Origin of the sequence: Thalassolituus sp. UBA675 (genome assembly GCF_002297765.1) — a bacterium.
Lineage (GTDB): Bacteria > Pseudomonadota > Gammaproteobacteria > Pseudomonadales > Oceanobacteraceae > Thalassolituus.
This window is the reverse complement of sequence record NZ_DBNJ01000008.1, coordinates 106,220-132,922: the sequence shown is the minus strand read 5'-3', so window position 1 is coordinate 132,922 and position 26,703 is coordinate 106,220. Positions and strand designations below refer to the sequence as shown.

Genomic DNA, 26,703 nt, shown 5'->3' with positions numbered 1-26,703 from the left:
GAGGGGTGTTTATTGCTCACGTGCAAACCTCCTGACCTGCTCAACAACTTTCTCTGTGGCATCGGTCATAGCTAACCCACGAGCTTTAATCGACATATCGCGCAACAAAGCACGATCCTGTTCGAGCTGTAACCATTGCTGCGACAACCAGCCAGGCGTCAATTCGTTCTGTTGACGAATAATCGCAGCACCTTCTTTTTGCAGGTACTGAGCATTAACTGTCTGGTGATCATCAACGGCATACGGAAATGGAACGAAGATGGCAGCGCAACCCGCCGCTGCGACTTCTGAAACAGTGAGTGCGCCAGAACGACACACAACAAGATCAGCCCAGGAATACGCAGCGGCCATATCGTCAATAAAAGCCGTGACTTCCGCTTCAACACCTGACTCGGCATACATAGCCTGTACTTCATCGATATTTCTTTTGCCAACCTGGTGTCGTAAATCCGGGCGCTGCTCCGGAGAAAGCATGCTCATGGCTTCGAAAACCGCATTATTCAGAGCAACGGCACCAAGACTGCCACCGACCACTAACACACGTAATCTGCCTTCATGGAATTCACGCACATCGGGTGCAGGAATCTGAGCGACTTCTTTGCGAACCGGATTTCCAGTGACAAGTGCACCATCAAGGGCTCCGGGAAATGCCTGCATCGTGACGGCCGAAAAACGTTGCAACAGCTTATTAGTCATACCCGCATATGCATTCTGTTCATGGATCAGGAGAGGAATTCCCTTCAGCCAGGCCGCAATTCCACCAGGCCCTGTCGCATAACCACCCAGTCCGACAACCACAAGCGGCTTTATTTTACGAATAACCGAAAGCGCCTGAGCGACCGCTTTCATTATTTTAAGTGGAGCACCGATCAAACCGAGCTTCCCTTTACCGCGAAGCCCCGCAATATTAATCGTATGTAAAGGAAATCCATTAGCAGGCACGAGGTCCGCTTCGATGCCGGCGGATGTTCCTAACCAATGGATTTCATATCCCTGCTCTTTTAGCGCATGGGCAACAGCAAGTGCCGGAAAAACATGACCACCGGTTCCCCCTGCCATCATGAGGACCACTTTACTCACTTTCGTCCTCCTGTTCTGATTGATTCCCCTGACGTGCCAATTGAGTTTCATAGGTGACACGCATGACAATACCCACCATGGCGCAGCACATCATTAAGCTACTACCGCCGTAGCTGAAGAAAGGCAGAGTAAGGCCCTTGGTCGGAAGGAGGCCTGTATTTACGCCGAGATTAATAACAATCTGCAGCCCAAGAAGCGCAGCAAGACCGGTAGCCACGTACGAGGCATACATCAGCCCCTGCTTCTGTGCTTCCCAGGCGATATTCCAGATACACGCAACCAGATAGCCCAGCAAACCAAGCGCAACCAGTCCGCCAATCAGACCCGTTTCTTCAGCCCAGATCGCAAAAACAAAATCGGTATGTGCCTCGGGGAGATAAAATAGTTTTTGAACACTTTCACCAAAACCAACCCCAAATAACTCGCCACGACCAAACGCGATCAATGATTGTGTCAACTGATAGCCCGTACCGTAGACATGTTCAGGCGCCCATGGGTTGAGATACGCAAGCAGACGATTAACCCGATAATCTTCACTTCCCACAACCAGTACACCAATCACAATGGTGGCAAACGTCAGCAGGAAAAATTGCCCGGCCTTAACGCCTCCAAGGAACAGCATGATCATGGCTGCTCCAAGCAAAACTACGACGGCACCGAAGTCAGGCTCCATAAGTAAAAGGCCAACCATCGCACCTAAAATACCCAGTGGTTTCAGGAAGCCCGACCACTGACTTTTCACTTCATCTTCCCGACGCACCAGGTACCCGGCGACATAAAAAACTGCGCCGACCTTCGCCAGCTCTGAGGCCTGAATTTTAATAATGCCCAGATTCAACCAACGCTGACTGCCGTTTACCTCGTGGCCAATACCCGGCACAAAGACCAGTATCAATCCGAGTATGCCGGCAAGAAGCAGCAAGCCATCGAACTTAGCCCAACGTGCCATAGAAATCTGAGAAGTTGCGAACGCGACTGCGATTCCAGCAGCAAGATAGACAGCATGTCGAATTGCGAAATATGCAGGATTACCCGTGTAGTCCTCAGCAATACCTGTCGATGCCGAGGCGACCATCAACCAGCCAAGTACCAACAAGGCTAGCCATGGGTAAAATAATGAACTGTTCTGTTGCCAACGGAGTGCATCCATATTCATGACAATGCCTCCACACAGCTGCGGAAAAATTCACCGCGATGAACGTAATTGCGGAATTGATCAAAGCTTGCGCATGCGGGCGAAAAGAGCACGGTATCCCCTGCAGCGGCATTCTCACTCGCTGCAGCCAATGCCTCGGCCAGAGTATTGAATACACCGTTTACCACTGTCGCTGGCAGCGCAGATTGCATAATCGCCCGGTCGGCACCGTAAAGATAAACACCGGCCACCTGCTTCTCGCAGGCAGCTGCCAATTCCGCAAACGTCTGACCTTTGCTTTCGCCACCGGCAATTAACCAAAGGTCACCCGAGGTAACTGGCTCAAGGCCCTGAATCGCAGCAACGGTAGAGCCTTCATTAGTACCTTTTGAATCGTTGATGTATTCAACGCCCTTCAGTAAGGCCACATGCTGGCAACGGTGGTCGAGGCCTTTGAAGTTCTTCAAGCCAGTGAGACATTTTTTCAGATTAATATTCAGATCTGGCTTCAATGCGTCGATGAAGGCCAGAGCAGCCAGCGCATTAGCAACGTTGTGCATACCTCGAATGGAAAGCTCCGTCGCTTTAATCAAACGCTCACTACCATGGGCCAACCACAGTTCATCACCCTCGTAGGTAATACCGAAGTCGTTGCTGGCCGGACTACGCAGAGAAAACTTTGTGGAAGACTGAGGTACAGACAGCGCCGGTAATGTATGGTCATCATCGCCGTTAATCACTGCATGCTTAGCATTCTGAAAAATACGCTGTTTGGCTCTTTCATAATCCGCCATACCAGCATAACGATCCATGTGATCTGGCGAGATATTCAGGATACCCGCGACTTCCGCCCCCAGATTCCGCGTAGTTTCTAACTGAAAACTCGAAAGCTCTGCGACATAAACATCAATATTGGCGGGTTCCGTCAACAGATCCAGAACGGGAACACCAATATTCCCACAGGCTGCCGCTTTTACTCCTGCTGCGTTCAGCATATCCGCTACAAGACTGGTGACCGTGCTTTTGCCATTAGAACCGGTAATCGCAATCACTGGCTGGGTACGATTCTCAGCAAATAACTGAACATCTCCAGAAATAGTGACTCCGCGCTCAGCCGCAGCAATAAAAACAGGAGTATTTACATTAATTCCAGGGCTGACCACCAATTCATCATACTGTGAGAGCGTTTCGACATCCGGGAGCCCCAAAGCAATTTCGACGCCCGGAAACTCGCTACGGATGCTCTCAATGGTTGGTAGCTCAGTTCGTGTATCACACAGGCTGAATTTATAGCCACGGGACTGACAGAAACGCGCACACGACAACCCAGTCAGCCCAAGGCCAACGATGAGGTAGTGTTTAGTGTTCACGGTTGCTGTCGTCATTTCAGTTGATACCTTCGCAATCAGCGAATTTTTAACGTTGCCAGGCCGATCAATACCAGAATGATGGTAATGATCCAGAAGCGCACAATGACACGTGGTTCAGGCCAGCCTTTAAGTTCAAAGTGATGATGCAGTGGCGCCATACGGAAAATACGACGGCCGGTAAGCTTGAATGAAGCAACCTGCAGAATGACCGAAACTGTTTCTGCCACAAAGATACCGCCCATGATGAAAAGAACGATTTCCTGTCGGATAACCACTGCAACAATCCCCAATGCAGCCCCGAGCGCCAGAGAACCTACATCCCCCATAAATACCTGAGCCGGATAGGTGTTAAACCAGAGAAAGCCGATACCCGCACCGACAATCGCCGCACAGAATACTGCAAGCTCACCAGAGTCAGCGATGTAAGGAATGTGCAGGTAGTCTGCAAAGTTAACGTTCCCTGCGAGATAGGCGCATACACCCAATGCTGCAGCCACCATCACTGTCGGCATAATGGCCAGACCATCAAGACCATCCGTCAGGTTTACCGCGTTACTGGAACCGACCACCACAAAATAAGTGAGCACAACAAACATCAGTCCCAGCTGTGGCATAACGTCTTTAAAGAATGGAACAACCAGCTGAGTTTCCTGCGGAGACTGTGCGCTGTAGAAGAGATATGCACCGGCAATCAGTGCCAGAACCGACTGCCAGAAATACTTCCAGCGACCAGGCAGACCTCGGGAATTTTTTTCCACAACTTTGCGGTAGTCATCCACCCAGCCAATCGCACCAAAGGCCAGTGTAAGAATCAGCACTAACCAGACGTAACGGTTCTCGAGATCCCCCCAGAGCAATGTACTCAGGGCAATAGACAACAGAATTAATGCACCGCCCATGGTTGGCGTGCCCGCTTTACTGAGATGAGATTTAGGGCCAACCTCACGAATCGCCTGACCAATCTGATATTCGCGTAATTTTCGAATAACTATCGGTCCTAAAAGCAGCGCAACCGCAAGCGCTGTACCTACTGAAAATATTGCTCTCAGCGTCAGATAAGTTACCACGCCGAATCCGGAGTGGTACTGTGCAAGCCATTCACCCAGCCATAGCAACATAGTCAGTCTTCCTCTTTATCTGCCAGCGAACGAACCACCTGATCCATTCCTGCACTACGGGACCCTTTGACCAACAAGGTGTCGCCGCTTTTAGTTGTTTTTGTTAGAAATTCAGTAACGGCTTCGCGGCTTTCAAACCAGTGTCCGTTGTCACCGAATGCCTCTACCGCCGACTTGCTCAAAGCGCCAGTCGCTACAAGGCATTCAATATTCTGATCCTTCGCATAGCTCCCCACCCGGACGTGCATTTCAGTCGCAGCATCGCCCAGTTCACCCATGTCTCCCATGACCAGTATTCGCCGGCCCTCTGCCAGTTTAAGAACGTCTATAGCAGCGCAGAAAGACTCAGGATTTGCGTTATAAGCATCATTAAAAATAATCTGACCTCGCTGACCCTCGCAGCGCTCAAGACGCCCTGCAACAGCAGCAGACTGCTCAAGTCCTGCTTTGATTTCGACTGATGAAAAGCCAAGGCTGGATGCTGCGGCAGCGACAGCCAATGCGTTACGAACGTTATGCAAACCAGACAGCGAAAGAGAAACAGAGACCGACTCGTCTGGAAGCACCAGGGTAAACTCACTTCCCGTCAGCGACTCACAGATATCTTTAGCAGTAACATCAGCTCTATCGCTGAAACCAAAAGAGATAACGTTGAGAGCAGTCGCACGACTCAGCCATTGAGTGAAATAATGATCGTCGGCATTGAGTACCATGGTGCCCGATGGCGTCACGGCATCAATTAACTCGCCCTTGGTCAATGCAATATGGTCAATCGAGCCAAACCCTTCGAGATGCGCAGGCACCACGTTGGTCAGAATGCCAACTTCAGGGCGGGTAAGGCGTGCGGTATAGGCAATTTCTCCCACAGCACTGGCACCCAGTTCAATCATTGCAGCCTCATGCTCCGGCTGCAGGGACAACAGAGTCAGTGGGGCTCCGATATGATTATTCAGATTGCCCTGTGTAATCAGGGTCTTATATCGTTGATTTAATACTGACCCCATCAATTGCTTAACGGTTGTCTTGCCAGCGCTTCCGGTTACTGCAACGACTCGCCCATTAAACTGATCACGATGCCACGCTGCGATATCCGCCAAAGCAAGCAGAGTGTCTTTTACTTTTATCTGAGGCAGATCAACGGCCAGCTCGCGTTCAGTCAGCATTGCCAGAGCACCGGCTTCACGAGCATTTTCAGCAAAGTTATGGCCGTCGAAACGATCACCCTTCAGAGGAATATACAGGCTGCCTTTCTGGATAGTACGAGTATCAGTAGAGACCGCCAGACATTGTCCGTGAGCACCTTCTGAGAGCAGTTCTCCACCCGTAATTTCTACAATTTCTGCCAGAGAAGGATTACGAAGCATATCCACCTCCAGCGCGTTGGTAACCTAGTGACAGCAACACTGCTTCATCACTGTAATTATGCTTAACGCCCATGATGTCCTGATAATTCTCATGACCTTTACCCGTAATCAACAGAACACCATCTTCTGGTGTGGCTTCGATAGCAGCAGTAATCGCCGCAGCGCGGTCATGCATATACGTAAAATCCGACGCGTCTGGAGAATCAGAAACGTCGTTAAAAATTTGTTCCGCAGATTCAGTACGGGGATTGTCATCTGTCAGCCAAACGTTATCAGCCAAAGATGCGGCACTAGCCATAGGGGCCCGTTTAGTTCTGTCGCGATCACCACCGCAGCCAAAGACAAGAGATAACGATTTACTCAATGGAGCGAGGCTTTTTATCGCAACGCCAATAGCATCTGGCGTATGGGCAAAATCGATAACCGCTTTGCATGCACCCGGTTTCGTGTAGAGCGCCATTCGACCGGCTACCGGTTGTAGAGTTTCAGCTTTAATCAACAAATTACCGAAATCTTCACCAGTCACAGCCAAGGCGGTAACAGCAGCAGCCAGATTCGCAACGTTAAACTCGCCGAGAAGTGGTAAGTAAACATCTTCCGTTCCCCAAGGAGTCTGAAGTTCCGCTTTCATGCCATCCGCTGTAGCGACTACCTTATGAAAAACCACATCCGCACTGATGTTTTTCTTAGAGGAAAGTGTCAGATAGTGATCACAGAGAGTCGGCATATTGATCAGACGAGCACCATACTCATCATCAATATTTATAACGGCCGATCTCGCTTTATCTTTATCAAAAAGTGCTGCCTTTGCGGCAAAATAGTTTGCCATATCACCGTGATAATCGAGATGGTCTTGGGTAATGTTAGTCAAGACAGCAACGTCGAAAATCAACCCAGCAACACGTCCCTGATGCAGACCATGCGATGACACTTCAAGCGCAGCAGAATCAGCACCAGATTGTGCGAACTGATCGAGCAAGCGGTACACAACACATATGTCAGGTGTCGTATTTTTCGTTTCTTCAAAATCAGGGAAAAAGCCATTGCCCAGCGTACCGATAACGCCACAGCGTTTACCGTTAGCGGCGGCCAGCTGGGCGATAAACTGAGTAACGGATGATTTTCCGTTCGTTCCGGTCACGCCGTATAGAGTCAGCGACTCGTAACCCGGATAGCGCTTCTTGAGCCAGCCCGGCAATTGCTTTTCTAATTCAGATACCGGGAAAACCGGTACGTTTCCAGCTTCACAACGGAACATTTCTGCATTTTCAGAAAAAATAGCGACTGCGCCGGCTTCAATTGCAGCAGAGATAAATTCCTGTCCGTGAGACGAGTGTCCCTTACGCGCAATAAACAAGTCGCCGGGTTTGATATCTCGGCTATCGGCATGGATGTGATTAAATTCCCGATCCCACTCAGGTGGCATAAACATGGTACCAGCGGTTAATTCAGAGATTTTCATCTTGAACCTCCAGCAACCTGCAGCCATTCATCTTCAACCGGAGCATCCGGTATTACCTGACGTAAGCGTAAAGCCTGCTCCATAACGCGGGCAAAAACCGGCGCCGCAACTTCGCCGCCGTAATACTCTTTCCCCTGAGGTTCATCGACTATGACGACCAGGACAAGCTCTGGGTCCGAGATCGGGGCAATACCAGCGAATACCGCAGTGTATTCAGAATCTTCATAGCCTCCACGACCCACTTTATGAGCGGTACCAGTCTTTCCGCCAACCAGATAACCCTCAACAGCAGCACGCTTACCGGTTCCTTTCGGACCAACAACTGTGCCCAGCATATCGAGTATCTGGCGTGCGGTTTTCTCTGACATAACGCGCTCACAGGGCTGTTGACCCACTTGCGACATCAGCAAAGAAACATGCTCGCGACAGCCATCGGTAAAGCTGGTGTAGGATTCTGCAAGCTGTAACGGAGATACGGAAAGACCGTATCCATAAGATACGGTCGAAAGGCGAAGGTCATCCATTTGTTCGGGGTAAGGCATACTCCCCACGGCTTCCCCTGGAAAGCCCAATGTGCCGGGGCGCCCCAGGCCAGCGAGATCGAAAAACTGCCACATAGAATCTGCGCCGAGATCCTGTGCTAATTTCGATACGCCAACGTTACTTGATTTAGTAATAATTCCCGTAAGGTCCAGCTCACCATAATTACGATGGTCACGAATCGCTTTTCGCTTAACTCTGATCCAACCCGGAGAGGTATCTACTTTGGTACCTGGTGAATAGCGGCCACTTTCGATGGCGGCGGCCACGGTGAAAGGTTTCATCGTTGATCCCGGCTCAACCAGGTCAGCTACCGCACGATTACGCATATTGCCCGGTTTAAGATCCGCACGATTATTCGGGTTGTATGATGGCTGACTGACAAGTGCCAGCACTTCACCAGTTTTTGCATCCAGCATAACTGCGCTGCCAGCCGTCGCTTTATGTGACTGCACCACCGCTTTTAATTCACGATAGGCAATATACTGCAGACGCAGATCGATGGTCAGTTGCAGGTCATGGCCCGGCTCAGCGACTGCTTTTACACCAAGCTGTTTAATAACATTGCCATAAAGATCTTTTACGACCTGACGGGACCCTTCTTTTCCAGACAGGTAGTCATCAAAGGCAAGTTCAAGACCTTCCTGACCTTTGCCGTCAATATTAACCAGACCCAGCGTATGAGAAGTAACTTCAGCGGCAGGATAGTAACGACGGTAATCAGTATCGCCATATAAACCGGCAATTTTTTTACCGAGAACACGAGAGGCAATTTCAGGCTCAACCTGACGCTTTACGAAATAAAAACTACGCCCCTGACGCTGCGCACGTTCGACACGACGTTTCAGTTCTGCGGCATTAATCTCAAGAAGAGGGGCTACCTGAGATAATTCCGAAGTATTTACTTGCTGAGGGTTTACCCACAGCGTAGTGACAGGCGTACTGACTGCCAAAGGTTCACCGTGACGATCTACTATCATTCCACGAGAGGCTGGCTGAACTTCACTGCGTACGGTTCTTTTTTCGCCCTGCTCAAACAGGAACGGCTGCTCCACTGTGTGTAACATAACCAGGCGCGCAGCAACAACGAAAAGCAGAAGAGCAAACGCACCCAGCACCAGCGCGAAGCGCCAGCGTTGAATACCTTCTTTCAACTCTTGTTGTTCATGTGCCATCAGCGGAAAACCCGTGTGTGTTCTGGTTCTTTCATACCCAGACGCTTACGCGCCAGCGTGTCTATTCGTCCATGTGCCGTTAGTGTGCTTTTTTCCAACACCAGACGACTGTGCTCCTCTGCCATTGCCTGACGTTCAGCATCAGCTTTTTGCCATACCTGTAGTAAATCCCGGTTCCAGGTAACGACACTTAACTGCGATATTGCAGATATAAGCACCGCGCCCCAGAGCACTGCACTTCCCCATGTCATGCCAGGCGCTCAGCGATTCTCAATACCGCACTGCGAGCGCGTGGATTACGATCTATTTCATCCCTGTCCGGCATAATTGCCTTGCCGATTTTTTTCATTGTTTTGCCGAGCTGATCTTCCATTACAGGCAGGCCCGGTGGTAATTCCTTTCCCTTTTCCTGCGCACGGATAAAGCGTTTCACCATGCGATCTTCTAAAGAGTGAAAACTAATCACTGACAAACGCCCAGCAGGCAGGAGAAGATCGACACTGTCAGCCAGGACATTTTCCAGATCACCCAACTCGTTATTCACCGCGATTCGTATCGCCTGAAAAGCACGGGTCGCTGGATGTTTGTGTTTTTCCCATGCGGGATTTGCATGTTTAATAATTTCTGCGAGCTGCAGCGTGCGATTAATTTCTTCGTTCTTACGCTTTTCAACGAGCACTCTTGCCATGCGTTTCGCAAAGCGTTCTTCACCGTACTCTTTCAGTACTCGGGCAATCTCAGCCTCGGGCGTTGTAGCCACCCACTCTGCAGCGCTTATTCCAGCGTCAGGATTCATGCGCATATCGAGTGGGCCGTCTTTCATAAAACTAAAACCGCGTTCAGCATCATCTAACTGTGGGGACGAAACCCCCAGATCCAGAAGAATGCCGTTCACTTTCTCAATACCCAGCGCAGCAAGCGCAGACTTCATATCAGCAAAACTGGACTGCACTATCTGAAAGCGCCCATCCTCAGCCGCCAGTTCATTACCACTTTCAATGGCTCGAGGATCTTTATCGAAACCGATGAGACGCCCCTGATCACCCAATTTGCTGAGCAGCTGACGACTGTGACCACCCCGACCAAATGTGCCGTCAACATAAGTCCCATCTGGGTCGGTTACGCATCCGTCCACCGTTTCATGCAGAAGAACAGTGGTATGTGCTAACTCAGGCGAAATGGTCACAGGGAAATACTCATAATTTGCTCGGACAGCTGACTCTCGTCGTTCACCTGCTCCAGATATTCATCCCGGGTACCTTCCCAGGAGTCCTTACTCCATAGCTCCAGCTTCTTACCCTGACCGATCAAAACTGTTTCTTTTTCAAGGCCAGCGTACTCACGCAACGCAGCCGGAAGCAGAATCCGGCCACTGCCGTCGATTTCTACATCCGTAGCATGACCAACGAGCAAGCGCTGAATACGACGTGCACGCGGGTCAAACGTTGGCAGGGAGGTGATTTTCGCTTCGATTTCTTCCCATTCATTGACGGGATAGATAAGTAGAGAACGCTCTTCGGTATCGATCGTCACAACCATATGGCCACCACAAAGCACCGCCAGGCGTTCCCGGAACTTAGCCGGGATCGCCAGGCGCCCTTTGGCGTCCAGATTGATCGTGTTTAAACCGCGAAACATGCGTCCGTCCTTAATCCATGTGGGTAAGTACTAACATCACCAATTTCCCACAATTACCCACTATTCTCCACAATTAGACACTATAGGAATCAGACTGCCCCTTTGCAAGCGTTTGAATGGTGTGAAATCACCTATTTTTTTTAATAAACACAAGGACTTAGCCAAGGTGGGGGAAATGGTGGGAGTAAGTGGGGGATAAAACCCAAACGAAGCACCCCACCTGCGCTTGATAGTTAAAGTAACTTGTTAAGTTAGTAGCCACTTACACGGTTTTAGACAATTTTATTATATGAGAGTGACCACTAACAAACTTAAGTTCTTAGGGCTGCTATGGCCTGTCAGAAGTGTTGGGAAAGATAACATTCATGTTTCTGCTGAAAATTCGCCAGAGTCGCCGGAAACATAGGGACAATGCGGGGTTAGACGTTTTACACTCCTCTGACTCCCCAAGGAATGTGCCGCTGATAATGAAACAGTTATTGTTTAAGCCCTTCATCAAAGGTTCCATGGTGCTTCTGCCACTGCTGGTAACCGTCTGGTTGTTATGGTCAGCACTGACCTCACTCAATGACCTCGGTATCCGTGCATTAGAATTACTTCACCCTAATCTGGTTCTTTTCCCTGGCATGGGTGTCGTGGTTATGCTCGTGACTCTGCTTGCGGTGGGTCTGGCTTTCCAGTTGAATCCAATCAACTGGGTCTATCAGTATGTAGAAGACGCATTTCTGCGATTGCCGTTGGTAAAAACCCTGTACGGCGCAGTTAAAGATTTCGCGGCCATGTTTGACGGCGACAAGCCAAAAGCACAAAAGGTGGTTCTGGTCGAAATGCCTGGGATTGGTCAGCTTGTAGGCTTCGTGACCGCAGATCACGTCCCAGAACAAGTATCAGAAAGTGTCCATGCCGATAATCTGCTGCCCGTTTATCTGCCGATGAGCTATATGGTGGGTGGATATACGCTGTTTCTACCGGAAGACCGTCTTACGTACGTTGACTGGTCAGTCGAAGATGCCATGCGCTTTGCAGTAACGGCGGGTATTTCACAAAGCCAGGCGCGTCATCGTCATCACGATGACCATAATACTGCAGCTGAAAACGCCCCAGCTGCCGACGATCAAGCTGAACCACAAAAAGAACACCCCCAGACAGGCAATGTCTGAACCAGGGGCGCCAGGATAATCAAATCTAAGGCTTACCTTCTGGCCCTGGTCCAGTTATTCGCCCAGAGTCTGGGCCAGTGCGCCAACCATGTTACTGGTCAGGAAAGCAAGATCGCCGTCACGCATGATGTATGGCGGCATAACATAGAAGTTGTGTGCGAAGGGCCGCACCCAGATACCACGATCGACACAGGCAGGCTGAAGTCGCTTCACATCGACCGGATCTTTCAGTTCAATTACGCCGATGGCGCCCAATACCCGCACGTCCGCGACACCATTCAGCTCAGAGGCTCGACTCAGACCCGTCTTAAGTCCCTGCTCAATTCCTGATACCTGCTCTTTCCAGTTGTTCTCCATCAGCAGATCAAGACTGGCACAGGCAACACGGCACGCCAACGGATTAGCCATGAAGGTTGGCCCATGCATAAAGCAGCCGGCCTCACCACGACTGATGGTCTCTGCGACTTCGGTAGTCGCCAGTGTCGCCGCGAGCGTCATGTACCCACCGGTAATGGCCTTGCCGACGCACATAATGTCAGGGCTGATACCTGCATATTCACAGGCAAACAGCTTACCGGATCGTCCAAAGCCCGTTGCGATCTCATCAGCGATCAGCAGAACACCAAACTCATCACATAGGGCGCGTGCCTGACGCAGATACTCTGGGTGATAGAAGCGCATGCCCCCTGCCCCCTGAACAACGGGTTCAAGAATCAGGGCCGCAATGCTCTTATGATTCTTTTCGAGAGATTCTCTCAAAGGCGCAATGTCATCAGGGTTCCATTCTTCTTCAAACCGCGTCTGAGGCGCAGGAACGAAAAACTGCTCGGGCAGAATACCGCTGAAGAGGTGATGCATTCCCCGCTTGGGATCACAGACAGACATGGCTCCGAGCGTGTCGCCATGGTAACCGCGCTCCAGTGCCAGCAAGCGGGTTCTTGTCGTTTCACCCCGTGCATGCTGGTACTGAATGGCCATTTTAATCGCGATCTCGACCGACACCGAGCCGGAGTCCGCAATAAACACTTTTTCCAGTCCGTCGGGCGTCAGAGCGACAAGGCGCCGTGCCAGCTCAATCGCCGGTCCATGCGTAAGACCGCCGAACATGACATGACTCATCCGTTCAGCCTGTTCGTTCAGCGCCGCATTTAATACCGGATGATTGTAGCCATGAACCGTGCACCACCAGCTCGACATGCCATCAATCAATTCCCGACCGTCCTGAAGTTTCAGTCGCACCCCTGAAGCACTGACCACCGGCCAGGTATACCCAGGATCAGTCATTGAACTGTACGGATGCCAGACATGCTCACGGTCATAATTAAGGTCGGGTTGTATGAAATGAGAGGTCATGTGTTCTCCTGAGATTCTGGCTGTACTCCCGTCAGGCCTTAGGATGACGCAGTTTTATGCCACCTGTAAACCAGACTACTGATCCGCAGTTGACCACTGATCACGACGGAATAAGATACGGGCACTTACTGGCGGAGTTATCTATGAGTTGGCAAGACCGTTTTGCGTCTGCTCTTCAGCAAAGAAAAGAGACACACCTGTTGCGCCAACGGCAGACGCTGCAATCTCCGCAAAGCACACACGTGACATGTGGAAGTTCTCAATTGCTGAATTTCTGCAGCAACGACTATCTTGGCCTGGCCAATACTGGCGGCGAAGACCTCGCCCGCGCTGCTCAGGAATGGCAATTTGGCAGTGGCGCGTCCCACCTCGTTTGCGGCCACACGCGTGCTCATCATGATCTCGAAGACGCACTTGCGGAGTTTTCTGGTTACCCAAGAGCCTTACTCTTCTCCACAGGTTATATGGCCAACGTTGGTGTCATCAGTGCGCTGGCTCAGCGGGGTGACCTGATACTGCAGGACAAACTGAACCACGCCTCGCTGCTCGACGGCGCTCAGCTCAGTCGCGCTAAAATGACCCGTTACCGCCACTGCGACTATCAACAACTGAACGAGCTGCTTGAAGCTGCTACCGGTGATTGTCTGGTCGTCAGCGACAGTATTTTCAGTATGGATGGCGATCTCGCAGACGTTGCCAGACTCGCGGAACTCAGCCGGCACCACAACGCTTTACTGATGATTGATGATGCGCACGGCATCGGTGTTCTCGGGCAGCATGGTCAGGGAGTCAGAGAGCACTTCAACCTCTCACAGGATGTCCTGCCGGTGTACATAGGCACTCTGGGTAAGGCGCTAGGAGGATACGGAGCCTTTGTCGCCGGTAGTGAAGAGCTCATTGAGTATCTGATTCAGTTCTCGCGCTCCTATATCTACACCACAGCAATGCCACCAGCCGTTGCTCAGGCAATGCTCGGGAATCTTGAGCGGGCGAAAGACAACAAGCTGCGCGAGGCTCTGACCGATCGTATCGAGCAGTTCCGCAGTGGCGCCAAAGCACGGGGACTGCCACTGATGGCCTCAGAAAGCCCGGTGCAGCCACTGCTGACTGGCGCCAGCGACAGGGCTCTGCGCATCAGTGACCGACTTAAAAATCAGGGCATCTGGATCTCCGCGATACGGCCACCTACCGTTCCGCAGGGAGAAGCCCGCCTGCGTGTCACCCTCACCGCTGCTCATACAACCGAGGATATCGAGACTCTGCTCACGTCGCTTGAATCAGCATTTGCAGGTGATGAGTCATGACACCGCTCTGGCAAAAGCTCCAGTCTATTCAAGGCAGCGACCTGAACTGGCTCTGGCTCCCCGGCTGGAGCTTCCGCGCTGACGTTTTCGCGCCCTTCTTCGACTCACTGCCCGGGCATCACTGGGGAGCCGACTACCTCAGTAATGATTGCAGCTTCGAAGCTGCAGCATCACAACTTGCGGCGACCGCACCCTGTACAGACAACCCCGAAGGCTCATCTGCCATCTGGATAGGCTGGTCATTGGGCGGCGCACTTGCAGCCGCAGCCTTCGGTGGCATAGCAGATACTAAAAGTCAGTTCCTTGTCACCCTGGCAACAGGCAAGCGCTTTCTTTCAGATGAGACCGGCAAGGGTATGCTGAGAGAAGACTTTGAAGCATTTTCTCAGTCTTTAACATCGAACGCAGAGACAACACTGAAACGCTTCACCGGCTTGTGTGCGCAGGGCAGCTCTGAAGCACGTTCCCTGATCAAGCAGTTAAAGAGCAGCCAACACCTCGTACAGAGCGAGCTTAACCGCACACTTGAATGGCTAAGGTACGAAGTTCTTCCCCCCTCACCCCGCAGCCTGCATTTGTACGGTCACGCAGACGCGCTGAAGCCTTCTCAGATGCCCCCTGTTGAACTCAGCCCGGGAGAGAGCCATGCCTTCTTTCTTACGACAGAAGGTAAGCATCACTTACTGGAAAGGCTGCATCAGCTGGCAGAGCAGCTACAGCATGAATCAGCCAAACCAGAGGAAATGCCATGACGCGCCGCGATAAACGTCAGGTCGCGCAGCATTTCAGTCGTGCCGCTCAGAGTTATGATCACGCCGCCAGCATTCAGCAGCGCGCTGTCACGGCGTTGCTCAATCAACTGCCCACACTGTCAGGACACTGGCTCGATATCGGTTGTGGTACCGGCGTCGCCCTGCCGCACCTGCGCTTAAAAGGTGCCAATCAGGTTACCGGAATCGACCTCGCCGAAGGCATGTTAGAAGCCGCCGCCAATCACACAGATCCTCAGACTGACCTGCTGCTCGCCGATGCGGACGACCTTCCTCTACCCGACTGCTCGGCAGACGGCCTGATCTCCAGCCTGATGCTGCAATGGAGCGAAGCACCGGATAAAACACTCAAAGAATGGCGACGAGTACTGAAACCGGGGAGCCGTATTGCCATAGCAACCTTACTCCCGGGCACTCAGAAAGAGCTACAGCAGGCCTGGAGAGCGATTGATGATCACCCTCATGTGAATGAATTCGAAGCTCCCGAACGTCTGAACCATGCGTTAACGCAGGCTGGTTTCACAGACATTGTCTTTGAGCAGGACTGCCTGACCGAATACTACGATTCCGTGCCTGACTTGCTACGCAGCCTGAAAGCCATAGGCGCGACCAATGTGAACGCAGGCCGCCGGACTGGCCTGGGCGGCCGCGCAGCCATTGAGGCACTGAGCAGGCACTATCCGACTACCCAACACATGGGGCAAACCGCCTATCCACTGAGCTACGAAGTGCTCTGGATCTATGCCGCGGCACACCCAGAACACCCTACAGAGCCAAAACCATGAAGCGCTATTTTCTGACAGGTACCGATACAGACGCTGGCAAAACACTGATCAGCGCAGCACTTCTGCAGCGAGCTGTTCTCGACGGACACACCAGCTTCGGTCTGAAGCCAATTGCTTCAGGCTCTGACCAGACAGACAACGGGCTCAGAAATCGGGATGCGCTTCTTCATCAGAAATACTCGTCAGGCAACCTCGCGTATGAGGTCCACAACCCGATCACGCTGGAGCCAGCCATTGCGCCTCATATTGCTGCAAAAGAAGCGGGCCTGAGCCTGAATTGCCACTCACTGATCGCAGCGTGCGAGAACGGCTTAACACAGACCGCCGAACTGCAGTTGATCGAAGGCGCCGGAGGCTGGCTCGTTCCCCTCAACGACACCGAGACATTGGCCGACTTTGCTGCCAGCCAGAACCTGCCGGTGATACTGGTCATCGGTCTTAAGCTCGGCTGCATCAATCACGCCTGCCTGACCGTTGAGGCGATTCGTCAACGCGGATTAGTGGTTGCAGGATGGGTCGCTAATTCTGTCGATCCGGATATGGAAGCCCAGCAGGAAAATCTGCGCTATCTGACACAATGGTTCCACCAGCGCGGTATACAGCATCTGGGAACCATACCCCACATTCGAGGTATTGATCCTTTCGATGAGGACTCACTGAAACAGGTGTCGGACCGTCTGCACTGGCCGGATTGACCGGTTACAGTGACGAAGTTACGGCAGCTTGCTATAGTTTCAGAATATCAAAGAGACAATCGACAGAGATTTCATGGAAACGCCGCTCAGTAAAAGACTGCAGCATTTCATCCCCTTCGATGAATGGTCCGAAGACATCATTGAAGAACTGACGCCTCACTTCCGCGAGCACACGCTTCCCGCGAGAAAAATTCTGTTTAAACGCGGCCAGTCTGACGACGAATGCCACTTCCTGCTCAGCGGCGGTATCGACCTCGCCGACGATGATTTCAATATCAATGGTGTCGATGCCGACAGCGATGAAAACTTCATGGCATTGGATAACACACATGTCGTGCATCGCTACACCGGCATTACCCGAACGCCTTGCCAGCTGGTATCGGTAAAGCGTGCGTATCTTGAACTGATTTCAACCTGGTCTGAATTCCGCCAGTCAGAAAGCCGTAGCCAACACGATGAAGAAAGCGACTGGCTCGAAAGACTGATCACCTCAGATCTTTTTACCCGGATTCCACCCGCGAATATCCAGAAGCTACTTTCGCGCTTTGAAGAACTCCCCGCATCACTTGGAGACGTCGTTATCCGTGAAGGTGAAATTGGTGAACATTGCTACGTAATCAAAACAGGCGGTGCACTGGTCACACGCAAAGCAGAGCAGGCAGAAGAAACGCTTGCCGCCCTTGGCCCCGGCGATCTTTTCGGTGAAGATGCGCTGGTGAGTGAATTACCGCGCAATGCCAGCGTGACTATGACGTCGGCCGGAACACTCGCTCGACTCTCAAAAGAAGACTTTGACCCCCTACTGAAAAAGCCAGTGTTGAGTTATATCCGTGAAAACGAACTCGAGACCCTGATTGATGAAGCAGACACCGGAGTAATCATCCTCGATGTAAGGCATACACAGGAAGCAAGCGCAGCACCTGTGTTGCGCGCTCGTAATGTCCCTCTATCTAAGCTTCGGGAAGCACTGAAGTCGCTGGAGCGTGATTTTATCTACGTAACAACAGGTGGTGGGCGCGCTGAAGCAGCAGCGTACATACTCTCAGAAGCTGGATTCGACGCTCGCGTACTGGCATGAGGGGCCGACACTCAGCGAAGTCACTCTGGGCGCGACGTCGATTCTGGCTGGCGCTCACTTTGTCGCTGGGGCTGCACCTTATCCTTCTACCAGACCTTGGATTGGAAACAGACGAAAAAACCACTCGGGTTATACTCGCTACCTTGAGAACGGAAGTCCCTGAACGCGCAAACAAAAATGAGCAACGTGGTGAGCTATCGACGCCCAGTCAGCCCATATCGACACCTCCAGAACCTGCGCCTGCCGAAACGCCAGAACCTGCCAGAGAACCAGAAACTGCCACAGAGCCTCTGGCCACCCAAAAGCCTGTGAAGCCTCAGGCACCCGCTACACCAGACACAATCACCACAACGGCCAGCTCTGAAATCACTCAAAAGCCTGATGCTCCGGAACCAATTCCCTCGGTAAAGTCTTCGCCAACACCAGATTCAATAAAACCAGACTCTCAAGTGCGGACTATAGAACAACCTGCTGCCAACATCACCTCATCAACGGCATCTGAACAAGCCCGGTTTGCCGGCGACGATCAACGCTTCAGCGATCCGGTCGAGCAGAAGTACTATGAGCGCCTCATGGCTCACCTGAACCAGAAATTGCCCGCGCATCCGGCGGGTATCCAGGGAGACGTCCGCTTACAGGTCACTATTAAGTACGGAGCCGTTATCACCGCCGTTGACGTGATTGTCAGCAGTGGTGATTCAGCAACCGATGAGTGGGCCCGCCGCGCAATTCTGGCCACCAGCCCAGTTCCCGCCGTGCCTTCAGACCTGCCACAGCCTTACCTGTTCCGCCCCACCCTACGTCTGACCGACTAAGCCACGACGTATAAGCGTTGTACAGGGTTAGAGCGCGCCGCTACAATCAAGCGCTCTCACCGCTTCATATAAAGGAAACACCGTGTTCGATAGTGGCATCATTGCGTTTGCGTTTATTGGTCTGATTTCGTTCGCCAGTCAGTGGTTAGCCTGGCGCGTAAAGTTACCAGCGATTCTGTTTCTACTGGCCTCCGGTTTACTGATTGGGCCTGTGACTCAACAGTTCAATCCAGACGCACTCTTCGGGGACCTGCTGTTTCCGCTGATATCTCTGGCGGTCGCGATCATTCTCTTTGAAGGCAGTCTCACCCTCGACCTGAAAGAAATACGCTCACAAAAAGGCGTCGTACAGCGGTTGATTACCGTAGGTGCGGGGATCACCTGGGCGGTCGTCGCCATCGCGACCCATTACCTGTTCGGACTGAGCTGGGAGCTCAGTATCCTCTTTGGTGCCCTCACCGTAGTCACCGGCCCGACCGTCATCGTACCCATGCTCAGAACCGTTCGCCCAAACGCAGACGTTGGTAACATTCTGCGCTGGGAAGGCATCCTGATCGACCCGCTTGGTGCACTGCTTGTGGTCGTCGTATACGAATTCATCGTGGCTCAGGGTCAGGCTCAGGGCGCTGTAAGCGGGATGCTTGCGTTTGTTGAAATTATCGCTTCTGGCACGGTACTCGGCCTCGCTGCGGGTTGGATTCTCGGTTTTATTCTGAAACGTCGATGGGTTCCGGAGTACTTGGAGAACATGGCCACCCTTACTATGGTGTTTCTGAGCTTCAGCGTTGCCAATATGCTTGCTCACGAATCGGGTCTGCTTGCAGTCACGCTGATGGGGATGTGGCTGGCAAATCAAAAGGATATCCGCATTGGCGAAATTCTTAACTTTAAAGAGCACCTGACGGTTCTACTGATTTCAGGACTTTTCATTATTCTGGCCGCTCGCCTGACACTCGATGACCTGATCGCACTGGGCTGGATGCCGTTTGCACTGCTCGCCATTATGCAGTTCGTCGCGAGACCTTTGTCTGTGTGGGTTTCAGCCATCGGCAGTACACTCAGCTGGCAAGAGAAATCTCTGCTGTCCTGGATTGCTCCACGAGGTATTGTTGCTGCTGCCGTTTCCGCTCTCTTCGCCATCAAGCTTGAGCAGTCCGGGGAAACGGAAGCCGCCATACTCGTCCCACTTACTTTCTCCGTGATTTTTGGCACGGTTGTTCTTCAGAGTGCTACCTCGCGCATGATGGCCCGCTGGCTGGGAGTTGCCGAGCCACCACCCAACGGTTTCCTGATCGTTGGGGCAAATAACATCGCCCGAACCATTGCACTGGAACTTAAAAAGAACAAAGTGGATGTGCTTCTCACGGATTCAAACTGGGACAACATCCGTGCGGCACGCATGGACGGGCTGCGCACCTTTTACGGGAACCCCGTTTCTGAATACGCAGAGCAGCGTCTTGATCTGGTTGGTCTCGGAAAACTCCTTGGTCTATCACCGGAGCGCAGTATAAACACAGTTGCAGGGATGCGTTTTGGCAATGAATTTGGCCAGCACAACATTTATGCACTGCGCACATCGGTCGATGCGCGACTGTCCGAAATGCATATCGATGGTGAAGAGCACCGTGGCCAGTATCTGTTCAGCAAAGACCTGACGTACAGCAAATTTTCCAGCATGTTGGCGCAGGGGGCCGAGCTGCATTCCACCCGACTGAGCAGCGAATTTACCTGGAATGATTTTCAACAGCAAAACGGCAAAGATGCCATTCCTTTATTCGCAATCACACCAGAAGGCAAGGTTTTAACAAGCAAAATTGGTAGTAATTTTGAGCCTAAAAATGGCTGGAAAGTGATCAGTCTCTTCACACCGGCACTGGTTGCTGCCAATGATCAAGGGGCTTCACGCACGACTTAATCACTCTTGCCAGAGGGGCCACATCATGCCCCGGCCTGAAATGCCAAGCACAGCCATTATGGGCCTAATATCAACATTGGCGCATTTTTTACCATCAATTATAAATCTAAATGCTTACTGACAAGGATATTGGTAAGCCGCGTCGTTTCTGACCTCATCACCACCAAAAGTTATATTGCGCCATTTTAGAGAGACCATGTTGCGTAAAATGACATTGTGTCATGGGACACCTGCGCGCACTCTGGCGCTACTCACCACTAATAACAAAGTAGTAGATAATCTCCAGATGTATTCGTTAAAACCGCACGCAGAGACTCTACAGACCCTGCGCAGGTTGATGCCTCAGAAGGAATTGCGTAAGTCAGCCCCAAAACTCTCTGCTGCTGGAGAAGGACTCCAGAGCAGTACACCCGCCCTTCTTCAGGTTCTCAAGACTCTGAGTGACAGCGAGCTCTCATCAAAGCTGCCCGAAGTTTACCTTGAGTACGGTCAGATCATGGCGATGCAGAACCAGGTCACCGCCGGCAACCTGTTAGAACTGTTCCAGTCAATGTGTGCTCAGATCAGTACTACAGAGCGACCGTTCGACCTCCACATTCTTGATGATGGCCAGGTCAGTCACTGCGAGTTCTTCTGGAAGCAGGACCCAACCCGGGTTCCTTCTCCTGAACTTTCAGAGCTGTTGCTTGCCTTCGGTTATACGGTTGGTAGCAACCTGCTCCAGGGGCTTACGGATCAGCTTTCCGTATTTCTGCCGTATTCTGAGCCTGAGCACGTTGAAGAATTTGCCAAGTACGCGCCAATGAAGGTGACCTTCGGTGCTCCTTACTTCGCGGTACGCCTGCCTTCGCAGTTCCTGACTCAGGCACTCATTATCCGTACGGCCAATTTTCAGCCGCAGGGCGCACTTCGCCCAGCGCATCTGGTCGCGCAGAAAGCGTCAAACCTGTTACGCAACGATCTTGCCAACCCGCCGACGCTGAATGAGTTGTCACAGAAACTCGGACTGACTGAACGAACCTGCAAACGTCGCCTTCAGGAAGCAGGAACCCATTATCAGCAGCTCCTTGCTGACATGCGCCTGGTGCAGGCCAGCTTCTGGCTCAGCCGTCGCATGTACAACGTCAGCCAGGTCGCTGAATTACTGGGCTACTCAAGCGTTGCCAACTTCTCTAAGGCGTATAAAAAGTGGTGCGGCTTCTCGCCTACCCATGCCAAGCAGGGTATGCCTGTTCCGGATAATCGCACCAACGCCAGCTGATACCTCCCCGGATTACGGCGCTCCCGTGCCGTAATCGCATTTTTGTGTGAACCACGCCTCTTAAAGCGCTATAATTGCCGCCTTTTCGTTGACCTCTGTCGTCAACCGAACTCAGGACGTTGAGCGTCCAAACGTATCAGGATCTGACATGGGTAAAAAAACCCCTTTGTATGATTGCCATCTAGAGGCTGGCGGCAAAATCGTAGACTTCGGCGGCTGGGATATGCCCATCCACTACGGCTCCCAGATTCAGGAGCACAACGCAGTGCGCGAAGCCGCTGGCATGTTCGACGTTTCGCACATGACAATCGTCGACGTTCGCGGGCCCGACGCCAAAGCCTATCTGCAGAAGCTGCTCGCCAACGATGTCGACAAACTGAAAGAAACCGGCAAAGCACTCTATACCGGCATGCTGAACAACGACGGCGGTGTGATCGACGACCTGATCGTATATCGCATGGACGGATGGTTTCGCACCGTCGTCAATTGTGCCACCCGTGAGAAAGATCTCGAGTGGATGACGGCCCATACCAAAGGCTTTGATATCAGCCTCACCGAACGCCCTGAAATGGCGATGGTCGCTGTTCAGGGGCCTGAGGCACTGGGCATGGTTCAGAAGGTACGTCCGGAAGCCGCCGAGCTTATCGATGGTCTCAAGATCTTCCAGGGTCTGCCACAGCACGGCTGGTTTTATGCCCGCACAGGTTACACCGGCGAAGACGGCCTTGAGATTATGATCCCGAAAGAAGACGCCGCCGATTTCTGGCAGCAGTTGAGTGAAGCTGGCGTCCAACCCTGCGGCCTGGGTGCCCGCGACACCCTCCGCCTTGAAGCGGGGATGAACCTGTACGGCAACGATATGGATGAATCTGTGAGCCCACTGATTGCCGGTATGGGCTGGACCGTTGCCTGGGAACCTGCCGGTCGCGACTTTATTGGTCGGGCTGCACTGGAAGCTGAAAAAGCAGCCGGTATTGCCATGAAACAGGTGGGTCTGGTTCTGGAAACCCGTGGCGTGATGCGTTCTCACCAGAAAGTCGTCGTGGAAGGCGCCGGTGAAGGTGAAGTTACTTCCGGCACTTTTTCGCCAACCTTACAGTATTCCATTGCAATTGCGCGGGTACCGGCAGCAACCGGCGACACCGCTCAGGTAGACCTGCGTGGCAAACTGACGGACGTTCGTGTGATCAAGCTCCCGTTCGTGCGCAACGGCCAAAAACAATTTTGAGATAAATCGTAAATTTTTAACTGGAGAAACCCCATGAGCAACATCCCTGCAGATCTGAAATACGTTGCCTCCCACGAATGGATCCGCCTTGAAAGCGATGGCACAGTCACTGTTGGTATCACCGACTTTGCTCAGGATCAGCTGGGCGATGTCGTCTTCGTAGAGCTGCCTGAAGTAGACAGCGAAGTTACCGCAGATCAGGACATTGCCGTGGTTGAGTCAGTAAAGGCTGCGTCGGACATCTACGCTCCTCTGGCCGGTAAAATCATCGCTGTGAACGACGATCTTGCTGACGCTCCAGAAAAAGTAAACGAAGACCCATACGGCGACGCCTGGTTCTTCAAAATGGAGCTGGCGGATGCTGCAGATCTGGACAAGCTTCTTGATGCGGACGGTTACGCTGCAGCGTGTGAGTAATACGTTACTCTGACCCCGCTTAAAACAACGCAGAGGCCTCCTCTGCGTTGTCGTTTTACCTTCTTATATAGCGTGGGCACCAGCCCATATAGCCGATACTTTTACATTCAGGTTCAATCATGAGTACTCCTTCTCTCAGACAACTGGAACAGCGCGATAACTTTGTCAGTCGCCATATTGCCTCGGACGGTGCAGGCTATGACCTGCGTGAAGAGGCAGACATGCTGGCTGCCGTTGGTGCCGACTCTCTTGAGTCACTAACCAGCGAAATTGTCCCCGCTGACATTCTGCGCGATGCATTCCTGTCCTTCGGAGAAGCCACCCCCGAAGCCGAGGCTCTGGCCCGCCTGAAGTCTGTCGCTGCACAGAATAAAGTATTCAAAAGCTATATCGGACTTGGTTATCACGATGTGATCATGCCTCCGGTCATCCTGCGCAATGTCCTGGAAAACCCAGGCTGGTACACGGCTTACACTCCGTATCAGCCAGAAATCGCTCAAGGTCGCCTGGAAGCACTGCTTAACTTCCAGCAGATGATCATCGACTTCACCGGCATGGAACTGGCAAACGCCTCTCTTCTTGACGAGGGCACCGCCGCCGCTGAAGCCATGGCCATGGCGAAACGTTCAGTCCGCAAGAACAAATCAAACACCTTCTATGTTGATGAGCTGTGCCTGCCACAAACCATCGACGTTGTCCGTACTCGCGCAGAAGCCTTCGGCTGGGACATCATCGTTGGCCCTGCTGAGAAAGCGGCAGACCATGACGTCTTCGGCGCACTATTCCAGTACCCGGGTCGTCAGGGGGAAATCACTGATTTCACAGATGTCATCAGCGCCCTGCATGAAAAGAACGCTCTGGCCGCGGTTGCCAGCGACCTGATGGCTCTCATCAAGATCAAAGCCCCTGGCGAAATGGGTGCGGACATCGTTCTCGGTAACGCTCAGCACTTTGGTGTTCCCATGGGCTTTGGCGGACCACACGCTGCTTTCTTTGCGACCCGGGATGCCTACAAGCGTTCTATTCCGGGCCGTATTATCGGTGTATCTATCGACGCTCAGGGCAATCAGGCGCTGCGCATGGCTCTGCAAACCCGTGAGCAGCACATCCGCCGTGAAAAGGCGAACTCCAACATCTGTACTGCACAGGTGCTGCTCGCAAACCTCAGTTCATTTTACGCGGTATATCACGGCCCGACTGGTCTGAAGACCATCGCCAACCGCATTCATCGACTGACCGATATTCTGGCAGCAGGCCTGAAGAGCAAAAACGTCGAACTTCTCAACACAACCTGGTTCGATACCCTAACGCTTAAGGTCAGCAATCGTGAAGATGTTCTGAAGCGCGCTACAGACCGGGAAGTCAATCTCCGTGATGATAAAGCACTCGGTTTGGGTAATGACACCTTGGGTGTGACACTGGGAGAAAAGACCACGGCAAGCGATGTCGCCGAACTCTTTGATATTTTCCTCGGCGCTGACCACGGACTTGATGTTTACGACCTCGACGAGGTCGTGGTCAAAGCTGGCTCAGACAGCGTGCCCGCAGGTCTGCAACGCCTGACCAGCTTCCTGGAGCACCCGACGTTCAACAAATACCACACCGAACACGAGATGCTGCGCTATATGAAGCGTCTCGAAAGCAAAGACCTGGCGATGAATCACTCGATGATTACGCTCGGCTCCTGCACCATGAAGCTGAATGCCACCACCGAGATGATCCCGGTGACCTGGCCTGAGTTCTCAAACATCCATCCGTTTGCACCGAAGGAACAGACCCCCGGCTACGAGCAACTGGTTTCTGAACTGGATGGCTACCTGCGTGATATCACTGGCTTCGATGCCATCTGTATGCAGCCTAACTCAGGTGCACAGGGTGAATACGCGGGCCTGCTGGCGATCAAGAAATACCACGAAAGCCGCGGCGAAGGTCACCGTAATGTCTGTCTGATCCCGCGTTCGGCGCACGGTACTAACCCGGCATCGGCACAGATGGCGTCGATGCGGGTGGTTGTTACTGAGTGTGATGAACAGGGCAACGTAGATTTCGACGACCTGAAGAAGAAAGCGGAAGAGCTGTCTGATCAGCTGTCGTGTCTGATGCTGACCTACCCTTCGACACATGGTGTGTACGAGAAAGGCGTGAAAGAAATCTGCGACCTGATCCACCAGCACGGCGGTCAGGTGTATATGGACGGCGCTAACCTGAATGCTCAGGTGGGTGTGACTCAGCCAGCTTTTATCGGTGCAGACGTTTCCCACATGAACCTGCACAAGACCTTCGCTATCCCGCACGGTGGTGGTGGTCCGGGCATGGGCCCGATTGGTGTTGCCGCCCACCTGGCACCGTTCGTGGCGAACCACGCGGTACGCCCGATTGATGACGCATCTAAAGGCAACGGTGCAGTCTCTGCAGCACCGTATGGCTCTGCCAGTATTCTCACCATCAGCTGGATGTACATCACCCTGATGGGTGGTTCAGGCCTGCGTACAGCAACACAGAACGCTCTACTGAAAGCTAACTATCTGGCGAAGCGCCTTTCTGCGCACTACCCGATTCTGTACTCAGGCCTGAACGGTCGTGTTGCCCACGAGTGTATCGTCGATCTGCGCCCGATTAAGGCAGAAACCGGCATCACCGAAGTGGATATCGCCAAGCGTCTGATGGACTACGGATTCCACGCACCGACCATGTCGTTCCCAGTAGCGGGTACCTTTATGATCGAACCTACGGAATCTGAAAGCAAAGCCGAGATAGATCGCTTCGCTGACGCTATGATCGCAATCAAAGCTGAAATTGATGCCGTGCAGAACGGCGTTCTGGATGCCGAGAACAACCCGCTGAAGAACGCACCACATACCGCGGCAGTCGTGACCGGAGAGTGGGAGCGCCCTTACTCACGGGAGCTCGCTGCTTTCCCTGTGAAGGAGCTGGGTGCTCATAAGTTCTGGCCAACGGTAGGCCGTATCGATGACGTATACGGTGACCGCAACCTGATCTGCTCTTGCCCTGCGATTGAGAACTACGAAGACTGAGTTCC

Annotated in this window: 23 protein-coding genes; 12 read left to right on the top strand and 11 right to left on the bottom strand. The window is 52.4% G+C overall.

All coding sequences use genetic code 11. The features are described 5' to 3' along the window. Positions 1 to 9: 9 nt before the first annotated feature. The 10 genes from murG to mraZ are packed head-to-tail and all read right to left on the bottom strand — an operon-like array spanning position 10 to position 10,882. Positions 10 to 1,080 carry an undecaprenyldiphospho-muramoylpentapeptide beta-N-acetylglucosaminyltransferase gene (gene murG, locus B3007_RS03575; protein WP_301377037.1) on the bottom strand — a complete coding sequence of 357 codons (1,071 nt, stop codon included), beginning with the start codon at positions 1,078 to 1,080 and terminating at the stop codon, positions 10 to 12. After that, positions 1,073 to 2,236: a putative lipid II flippase FtsW gene (gene ftsW / locus B3007_RS03570; protein WP_068439673.1), complete on the bottom strand. Its 1,164-nt coding sequence runs from the start codon at positions 2,234 to 2,236 to the stop codon at positions 1,073 to 1,075. Before ftsW ends, murG begins: the two co-directional genes overlap by 8 nt. Next, positions 2,233 to 3,600, bottom strand: a complete 1,368-nt coding sequence (gene murD / locus B3007_RS03565; RefSeq protein WP_068439671.1) for a UDP-N-acetylmuramoyl-L-alanine--D-glutamate ligase — start codon at positions 3,598 to 3,600, stop codon at positions 2,233 to 2,235. The genes ftsW and murD overlap by 4 nt, the downstream gene beginning before the upstream one ends. Before the next feature lie 20 nt (positions 3,601 to 3,620). Beyond that, complete coding sequence (gene mraY / locus B3007_RS03560) at positions 3,621 to 4,703, bottom strand: phospho-N-acetylmuramoyl-pentapeptide-transferase (RefSeq protein ID WP_068439669.1); 1,083 nt, start codon at positions 4,701 to 4,703, stop codon at positions 3,621 to 3,623. Between the two features lie 2 nt (positions 4,704 to 4,705). Then, positions 4,706 to 6,067, bottom strand: coding sequence for a UDP-N-acetylmuramoyl-tripeptide--D-alanyl-D-alanine ligase (locus tag B3007_RS03555; RefSeq protein WP_301377042.1), 1,362 nt, complete (start codon positions 6,065 to 6,067; stop codon positions 4,706 to 4,708). Then, positions 6,057 to 7,529, bottom strand: coding sequence for a UDP-N-acetylmuramoyl-L-alanyl-D-glutamate--2,6-diaminopimelate ligase (locus tag B3007_RS03550; protein WP_068435297.1), 1,473 nt, complete (start codon positions 7,527 to 7,529; stop codon positions 6,057 to 6,059). Before B3007_RS03550 ends, B3007_RS03555 begins: the two co-directional genes overlap by 11 nt. Continuing rightward, on the bottom strand, positions 7,526 to 9,244 hold the full coding sequence (locus B3007_RS03545; RefSeq protein ID WP_068435295.1) for a peptidoglycan D,D-transpeptidase FtsI family protein: 1,719 nt from the start codon (positions 9,242 to 9,244) through the stop codon (positions 7,526 to 7,528). The genes B3007_RS03550 and B3007_RS03545 overlap by 4 nt, the downstream gene beginning before the upstream one ends. Then, positions 9,244 to 9,495 (bottom strand): cell division protein FtsL, encoded by a 252-nt coding sequence (gene ftsL / locus B3007_RS03540; RefSeq protein ID WP_068435293.1) that lies wholly within the window; start codon positions 9,493 to 9,495, stop codon positions 9,244 to 9,246. Before ftsL ends, B3007_RS03545 begins: the two co-directional genes overlap by 1 nt. Then, positions 9,492 to 10,424 (bottom strand): 16S rRNA (cytosine(1402)-N(4))-methyltransferase RsmH, encoded by a 933-nt coding sequence (gene rsmH, locus B3007_RS03535; protein ID WP_301377173.1) that lies wholly within the window; start codon positions 10,422 to 10,424, stop codon positions 9,492 to 9,494. Before rsmH ends, ftsL begins: the two co-directional genes overlap by 4 nt. Positions 10,425 to 10,426: 2 nt before the next feature. After that, positions 10,427 to 10,882 carry a division/cell wall cluster transcriptional repressor MraZ gene (gene mraZ, locus B3007_RS03530; RefSeq protein ID WP_068435289.1) on the bottom strand — a complete coding sequence of 152 codons (456 nt, stop codon included), beginning with the start codon at positions 10,880 to 10,882 and terminating at the stop codon, positions 10,427 to 10,429. Between the two features lie 467 nt (positions 10,883 to 11,349). On the opposite strand from mraZ, the gene B3007_RS03525 reads away from it, so the two are divergent. Then, positions 11,350 to 12,042 (top strand): DUF502 domain-containing protein, encoded by a 693-nt coding sequence (locus tag B3007_RS03525; protein WP_068435287.1) that lies wholly within the window; start codon positions 11,350 to 11,352, stop codon positions 12,040 to 12,042. A 54-nt stretch (positions 12,043 to 12,096) separates the two neighbouring features. On the opposite strand, the gene bioA is transcribed toward B3007_RS03525, so the two are convergent. Then, positions 12,097 to 13,395 (bottom strand): adenosylmethionine--8-amino-7-oxononanoate transaminase, encoded by a 1,299-nt coding sequence (bioA, locus tag B3007_RS03520; RefSeq protein ID WP_068435285.1) that lies wholly within the window; start codon positions 13,393 to 13,395, stop codon positions 12,097 to 12,099. A gap of 143 nt (positions 13,396 to 13,538) precedes the next feature. Here bioA and bioF point away from each other — a divergent pair, with 143 nt between their 5' ends. The 11 genes from bioF to gcvP all read left to right on the top strand — a co-directional run bounded on the left by bioF (position 13,539) and on the right by gcvP (position 26,698). Beyond that, positions 13,539 to 14,699 (top strand): 8-amino-7-oxononanoate synthase, encoded by a 1,161-nt coding sequence (bioF, locus tag B3007_RS03515; protein WP_068435299.1) that lies wholly within the window; start codon positions 13,539 to 13,541, stop codon positions 14,697 to 14,699. Further along, complete coding sequence (locus B3007_RS03510) at positions 14,696 to 15,451, top strand: hypothetical protein (protein ID WP_068435283.1); 756 nt, start codon at positions 14,696 to 14,698, stop codon at positions 15,449 to 15,451. Before bioF ends, B3007_RS03510 begins: the two co-directional genes overlap by 4 nt. After that, on the top strand, positions 15,448 to 16,254 hold the full coding sequence (locus B3007_RS03505) for a methyltransferase domain-containing protein (protein ID WP_068435281.1): 807 nt from the start codon (positions 15,448 to 15,450) through the stop codon (positions 16,252 to 16,254). The genes B3007_RS03510 and B3007_RS03505 overlap by 4 nt, the downstream gene beginning before the upstream one ends. Then, complete coding sequence (gene bioD, locus B3007_RS03500) at positions 16,251 to 16,949, top strand: dethiobiotin synthase (RefSeq protein ID WP_068435279.1); 699 nt, start codon at positions 16,251 to 16,253, stop codon at positions 16,947 to 16,949. Before B3007_RS03505 ends, bioD begins: the two co-directional genes overlap by 4 nt. Before the next feature lie 73 nt (positions 16,950 to 17,022). Beyond that, positions 17,023 to 18,027, top strand: coding sequence for a cyclic nucleotide-binding domain-containing protein (locus tag B3007_RS03495; RefSeq protein ID WP_068435277.1), 1,005 nt, complete (start codon positions 17,023 to 17,025; stop codon positions 18,025 to 18,027). Continuing rightward, positions 18,024 to 18,842, top strand: coding sequence for a TonB family protein (locus tag B3007_RS03490; protein ID WP_068435274.1), 819 nt, complete (start codon positions 18,024 to 18,026; stop codon positions 18,840 to 18,842). The genes B3007_RS03495 and B3007_RS03490 overlap by 4 nt, the downstream gene beginning before the upstream one ends. Before the next feature lie 82 nt (positions 18,843 to 18,924). After that, positions 18,925 to 20,757 (top strand): cation:proton antiporter, encoded by a 1,833-nt coding sequence (locus tag B3007_RS03485; RefSeq protein WP_068435272.1) that lies wholly within the window; start codon positions 18,925 to 18,927, stop codon positions 20,755 to 20,757. Between the two features lie 196 nt (positions 20,758 to 20,953). Beyond that, the gene (locus tag B3007_RS03480; RefSeq protein ID WP_301377050.1) at positions 20,954 to 22,018 is read left to right on the top strand and encodes a helix-turn-helix transcriptional regulator; all 1,065 of its coding nucleotides are present in this window, start codon (positions 20,954 to 20,956) and stop codon (positions 22,016 to 22,018) included. 148 nt (positions 22,019 to 22,166) lie between these two features. Next, the gene (gcvT, locus tag B3007_RS03475) at positions 22,167 to 23,246 is read left to right on the top strand and encodes a glycine cleavage system aminomethyltransferase GcvT (RefSeq protein ID WP_068435268.1); all 1,080 of its coding nucleotides are present in this window, start codon (positions 22,167 to 22,169) and stop codon (positions 23,244 to 23,246) included. Positions 23,247 to 23,279: 33 nt separating this feature from the next. After that, on the top strand, positions 23,280 to 23,663 hold the full coding sequence (gene gcvH, locus B3007_RS03470; RefSeq protein WP_068435266.1) for a glycine cleavage system protein GcvH: 384 nt from the start codon (positions 23,280 to 23,282) through the stop codon (positions 23,661 to 23,663). Positions 23,664 to 23,782: 119 nt separating this feature from the next. Next, complete coding sequence (gene gcvP / locus B3007_RS03465; RefSeq protein ID WP_068435264.1) at positions 23,783 to 26,698, top strand: aminomethyl-transferring glycine dehydrogenase; 2,916 nt, start codon at positions 23,783 to 23,785, stop codon at positions 26,696 to 26,698. Positions 26,699 to 26,703: the final 5 nt, after the last annotated feature.